Source organism: Paramesorhizobium salinisoli, from assembly GCF_003335045.1.
GTDB lineage: Bacteria > Pseudomonadota > Alphaproteobacteria > Rhizobiales > Rhizobiaceae > Paramesorhizobium > Paramesorhizobium salinisoli.
Genome location: NZ_QOZG01000045.1, coordinates 1 through 5,385, shown reverse-complemented (window position 1 = coordinate 5,385; position 5,385 = coordinate 1). Strand labels below are relative to the sequence as shown.

The window sequence follows — 5,385 nt, the reverse complement described above, 5'->3', positions numbered from 1 at the left end:
CGAAGCGAATCTACCGCCTTTACAAGGAGATGGACCTCCAACTGCGCAACAAGGTTCCGAAGAGACGGGTCAAGGCGAAGCTGCGGGCCGACCGTACTGAGGCCACTCATTCCAACCATGTCTGGGCGATGGATTTTGTTCATGATCAGTTGGCCACCGGCCGCAAGATCAGGGTGCTGACCGTCGTCGATACCTTCTCGCGGTTCTCACCGGCAGTCGATGCCCGTTTCAGCTATCGAGGTGAAGATGTGGTTCAGACACTGGAGCGAGTGTGCCGGCAGGTGGGTTATCCGGCGTCGATCCGTGTCGATAATGGCAGCGAGTTCATTTCCCGAGATCTTGATCTTTGGGCCTATCACAAGGGCGTCGTGCTTGATTTCTCTCGGCCGGGCAAGCCGACCGATAACAGCTACATCGAAAGTTTCAACGGCAAGTTCCGCGCCGAGTGCCTGAACGCCCATTGGTTCATGAGTCTTGACGATGCACGGTCAAAGATGGAGGATTGGCGTAGAGACTATAACGAATTCCGGCCACACAGCGCGATCGGCAACAAGGTGCCGATGTCGCTCATGAACGGCTCATCGGCACCCCCGCCCGCCTGAGCCTTAACCCGGAAAATTCCAGCTCCGGGTGGCCTAAAGACGGGGAGCACGTCAGCTAGCCAGGAGTAATCTTTGAAACGGCGCGCTCGCCCAGGGCGCCGCTGAGCCAGAAACAATTCCGATCCATAGATGGCCCTTTCACAGATCCTCGGATAGAATCCTGCCGCCAGAAGACTCCCCATTATGTAGCCGGACCCTGGGCGGGGAACGCCACTGTGAAGCAGCAGCCGCCGGGGTTAGAAACCGAAGAGACGCGACCACCAAGCTGGCCCGCAAGAGCCCTGACTACTTTCATTCCGAGACCACTTGAGCTCTGCTCCAAATCGAACCCAGGGGGGCAAGCCTTCACCGTCGTCTCTGACGCTGAGTTCATGCACGTCACCGTTGATCTCGTAAACGATGTTGATCTCTGTCGCGCCATGCTTAGCGGCGTTGGCCGCAAGCTCATTCACTATTAGCCCGATCGGTTGGATGCGTTTCGTGGGAACGTTTCCTTCGTCGCCGTCCACCTTGATGGGCTTGTCGAGAATGCCGGAGAGATCGGCGCACAATCGACGCAGGAAACCTATGCAGGATATCTCGTCCGCAGCTTCAAGGTAAAAGTTCTGGTGAACCCGCGCGACCGCCGCCACCCTATTCGCGGCAATTTGCAACTGCTCCGAAGCGATAGGTGGAAGATCGGGTAGGCGGGTTATCGAAACAGCACGCGACGCCGGCCGCAAGTATGGCGTCACTTTGCTGATGCTGTTTCAGTCGCTCGGCCAGATGCGCGAAGCCTTTGGCGGTCGCGATGCGACCAGCAAATGGTTCGAGTCCGCCTCTTGGGTATCCTTCTCCGCCATCAACGACACCGAGACGGCCGAATATATTTCCAAGCGCTGCGGCATGACCACCATCGAGGTCAACCAGGTCAGCCGCAATTCGCGCAATGGCGGAACCTCGCGGACTCGCTCAAAGCAGCTAAGCCAGCGGCCATTGATCTTGCCATATGAGGTGACGCGGATGCGGACCGATGAACAGATCATCTTTACTAGCGGCAACCCGCCACTCCGCTGCGGCCGCGCCATCTATTTCCGCCGTAAAGAGATGGCGGCGCTTGTGGGAAGCAGCCAATTCAAACCAGCCAAATCGGGAACGTGACATGTGGCAATGGTGGCAAAGCCGACTTAGGCGGCAACAGGCAGAACGTGAAATCAAGTTCATCACGTCCGGATACAAAAGTGCTGAGATTTTGTTCGCTGTACCAGATCCCCGGCTTACCAAAGCAGGCGGCCGCGTCATCGGGATTGTCCTTCAGCGCACGGGGGTCGAGTTTGAGGATCTGCATGAGATTTGCTCCTTCCGGGTTTCGGAACCGGCACCTCACCGGTTCTTGTCCGTCTTCAGTTCTTTCCGAAGACATCTCCTGGACCGCAGGGTGGGCAGACCGGCGCAACTGCGCCCGAGCGGCCCTGCCGGTCAGGGTGAGCGGGGCGAAGCCTTGCGAGAACGACCGGCAGGGGTGAGGAGGGGACGGTTGAGCGAAAGCGGCGGCGGGTTGATCGGTCTGCGACCGGTTTTCTCCTTTTCCTCTTTTCTTTCTTTCTTTCCCTGCTCCGTTTAACGGCCGCTGCGGCATGAGCAAAACAAATCACTTTTATCGCTCACTTTATTGCGGCATTATGGGCGATAAATACGGAGTTTATCGCTTATGGCATGGAATTGGGAATTGGAGGGGTGGCCGGATTTCGAATGGAACCCCGAGCTTTTGCGGGCCAGGGAGCTCGCATTCATGGAGAATGCAGCTATCGCCGTAGGCACCATGCGCCATCTGGGAAAGGATGACCGCGAGGAGGTCGTGATCGAGCTCCTCAGCTCCGATGCATTGAGCACATCCGCCATCGAGGGGGAAGTCCTCGATCGCGACAGCGTGCAATCGTCTCTTCGACGACAGCTTGGGATGTCCGCGGCAGCTTTCCGCAGCAGACCGGCCGAAGCAGGCATTGCCGAAATGATGGCGGACCTCTACCGCCACCCGCTTACCCCCATCACCGAGGAGCGGCTTTTCGAATGGCACCGGATGGTCATGAACGGCCGCCGGGACATCGCCGATATCGGCGGCTATCGCCGTCATGGCGAACCGATGCAGATTGTCTCAGGGGCTTTCGGTCGTGAGCGTGTGCACTTCGAAGCACCTCCATCCGAGCGCCTGGCGGTCGAGATGAGGAGGCTTCTCGAATGGCTTGAACGGACCTCTCCCGAAGGGCCGGCCCCGCTTGCCGCCCTCACCCGTGCCGGCATCGCTCATCTGTGGTTCGAGAGCATCCACCCTTTCGAGGACGGCAATGGCCGTATCGGCCGGGCGATCGCCGAAAGCGCGCTTGCACGGGCGATCTCGACGCCAACCTTCAGCGCATTGTCCAAGTCGCTGCTGAGTCACCGCAAGGACTATTACGCCATGCTGGAAGCGGCGAGCACCACGCTTGCTATCGATGCCTGGCTCTCATGGTTCGCCGACCGCGCGCTCGAAGCCCAGAAATCCGCGGACGAACTGGTCCGCTTCCTGATTGAAAAGACGCGTTTCATGGACAGGCTGCGGGACACGTTGAACGAGCGACAGGAAAAAGTGCTGCTGCGCATGCTGGCTGAGGGTCCTGACGGGTTCACCGGGGGCTTGAGCGCCAGCAACTACGCGGCAATCACCGGCGCTCCGCCCTCGACCATAACACGCGACCTCTCCGATCTGGTCGAGAAAGGAGCGTTGCTGCGCACCGGCGAGCGCAAGGCAACGCGCTACCGGCTGAATATCGCAACCTACGCATAGGCGACCCGGTCGAGGCCGTTGCGTCAGCGAGAGCGGGTCAGGCCGCGTTTCTCTGCGCCTCAGTGTCATCGCGAGCGGATTTGGCGAGCGCCTCCTCGACCTCACGCAACTTCTGGCGCTTCTCAGCCAGCTCGTCAGCAAAGGCGAAGGTGCCCCCCTGCCGCGACTGGTAGGAGGAGAGCCGCCGCTGGTACTCCTCGAGCCGCTGACGATAGCGCTCCCGCTCCTCTTCGAACCCGTCGAGCGCGTGCTCGAGGCGTGAGATGGCGCCCAGCGGTGTGACGGTGACGGCGATCTCGATGTCGTAATCCGCGCCGGTACGCTGGAGCAGGGTCTGATAGTGGTAATTGTCGCCTCGACCGAAGCGCTCACCTTCATAGACGAGATCGAAGCCGCCGATCGATGCGATGTGGACTTCACCCTGGCTCTGGAGCTGGACGAGGGTGAGGATTTCGTTCATCAACGCCCGGCCGGCATCCTTGCGCTCCGTGTACGGCTTGCCCATCAGGGTCATCGTGAAGGCATCGCCTGATGTCGGAACCAACCGTTCGATGTCCTGTCCGATCTCGCCGATGCGGCGGTTGGCCGTCTCGATCTCGAGCTCGGCATCGCAGAGCGGCCGGCGGACGGCAAAGAGATCGTCGTCATGGGCGGCGCGCAGACGCTCCAGGCGAGCAATGTCGGCCTCCAGGCCGGCTTCTGCATCAGCTGTCGCTTTCCACTTAAATAGGGTCTTCCTCACTTTGTGTGGTGGATGCACAAAGCGGGCCGCAACCGCAGATGTTCACAGCATTCGAGGTCCAGCATGGCAATTTCCAGCGTCCAGGAGGCCGCAATCTGCTGTTCTGGTCTTCAATTTGGCGGCCTATGACGGGAGCTGAGCAGACAATCAACCGTCCACCACACAAAGTGAGGAAGACCCATTTAAGTACAGAATCTCAATTTAAGTACAGGGGCAACCCATTGGAATCATTCACCAAGTGTCGCATATTTAACGGTTCATCCTCAATTTCTGTGGTTAACAGAGTGTTAGCGCCGCGATTGCTATCTTCGGGGATGCGAACGCAATTGAAATGGTCACCCGGCCCAGGGGTCAAAGTTCTGGGTATCACCCTTCAAGATGAAGAAAACTGGGTTGTTTCTGCCGCTGCGAAACCTGTCGGTATCTGCCCGGATTGCGGAAGGCAAAGCCGGCACCGGCACGGCTGGCACAACCGCCGCCTCCAGGACTTGCCTGTTCAGGGTCAAGTTGTGAAAATCAAACTCGCACTGAACCGGTGGCAGTGTAGGCACCGGAAATGCGGGCGACGAACCTTTCACTGACCGGTTGCCCGAGATTGCTTCACCCTACACGTTGAACGGATGGCCGAGATTGTACGCTTGATTGGCCACAAGATGGGCGGTCGCCCGGGTGAATACTTGATGCATCGGCTCGGTATGCCGGTCAGTGACGACACGATCTTGCGGCAATTGAAGCGCAATAATCCGGCGTCCATGCAGGAAGACAATATTCGGGTTGTGGGCATTGATGATTGGAGCTGGCGGCATTCCTCGCGGTACGGCACGATCATGGTCGATCTTGAGCGTCAATCGGTTGTCGATGTTCTGGACGACCGCAGCGTTGAGAGCGCAAAAGCATGGTTGCAAGAACGTCCGACGATCGAAGTTGTTAGCCGAGACCGCTGTGGCCTGTATGCCCAGGCAGCCCGGGAGGGCACACCGCAGGCCCGCCAGGTGGCTGACCGTTTTCATCTGGTCCAAAATCTCAGGGCGGCGATCAAGGAACAGATGAGCGTTTATGGCCACGCCCATGTTAGACCCATTCTCTCCGAAGATGCGATCGCCAGCGCTACGGGGTCGGAACAAGGTTTGTTCTCCCAGACACGCTAAGATCGAACGGATGGTGAACCCTCGTCGCGTACCGTCATAATAGTCTGTCGGCTGGTCGCGAATTTCCCGCGTGATCGCTGAAATGCTTAT

Annotated in this window: 4 protein-coding genes and 3 pseudogenes; 4 read left to right on the top strand and 3 right to left on the bottom strand. The window is 58.7% G+C overall.

Annotation, left to right across the window (positions count from 1 at the left end; genetic code table 11):
• The coding region (locus tag DUT91_RS24355) for an IS3 family transposase (protein WP_114442973.1) at nt 1-602 on the top strand (602 nt) is incomplete at its 5' end.
• Nucleotides 603-838: 236 nt separating this feature from the next.
• Here DUT91_RS24355 and DUT91_RS24350 read toward each other — a convergent pair.
• Nucleotides 839-1,255 carry a sensor histidine kinase gene (locus DUT91_RS24350; protein WP_114442971.1) on the bottom strand — a complete coding sequence of 139 codons (417 nt, stop codon included), beginning with the start codon at nt 1,253-1,255 and terminating at the stop codon, nt 839-841.
• Between the two features lie 34 nt (nt 1,256-1,289).
• Here DUT91_RS24350 and DUT91_RS24345 point away from each other — a divergent pair.
• Nucleotides 1,290-1,742: pseudogene (locus DUT91_RS24345) on the top strand (type IV secretory system conjugative DNA transfer family protein); the annotation flags it as partial.
• On the opposite strand, the gene DUT91_RS24340 reads toward DUT91_RS24345, so the two are convergent.
• A complete protein-coding gene (locus DUT91_RS24340; protein ID WP_114442970.1) occupies nt 1,717-1,929 on the bottom strand; it encodes a hypothetical protein in 213 nt (70 codons plus the stop codon). The pseudogene DUT91_RS24345 and the gene DUT91_RS24340 overlap by 26 nt on opposite strands.
• A 363-nt stretch (nt 1,930-2,292) precedes the next feature.
• On the opposite strand from DUT91_RS24340, the gene DUT91_RS24335 reads away from it, so the two are divergent.
• Entirely contained in the window at nt 2,293-3,405 is a 1,113-nt protein-coding gene (locus DUT91_RS24335; protein WP_114442969.1) for a Fic family protein, read from the top strand.
• A 37-nt stretch (nt 3,406-3,442) separates the two neighbouring features.
• Here the strand turns inward: DUT91_RS24335 and DUT91_RS24330 are convergent.
• Nucleotides 3,443-4,128 (bottom strand): annotated as a pseudogene (locus tag DUT91_RS24330) (lactate dehydrogenase); the annotation flags it as partial.
• A gap of 333 nt (nt 4,129-4,461) precedes the next feature.
• Between DUT91_RS24330 and DUT91_RS24325 the strand changes: the two are divergent.
• A pseudogene (locus DUT91_RS24325) lies at nt 4,462-5,256 on the top strand (ISL3 family transposase); the annotation flags it as partial.
• Nucleotides 5,257-5,385: the final 129 nt, after the last annotated feature.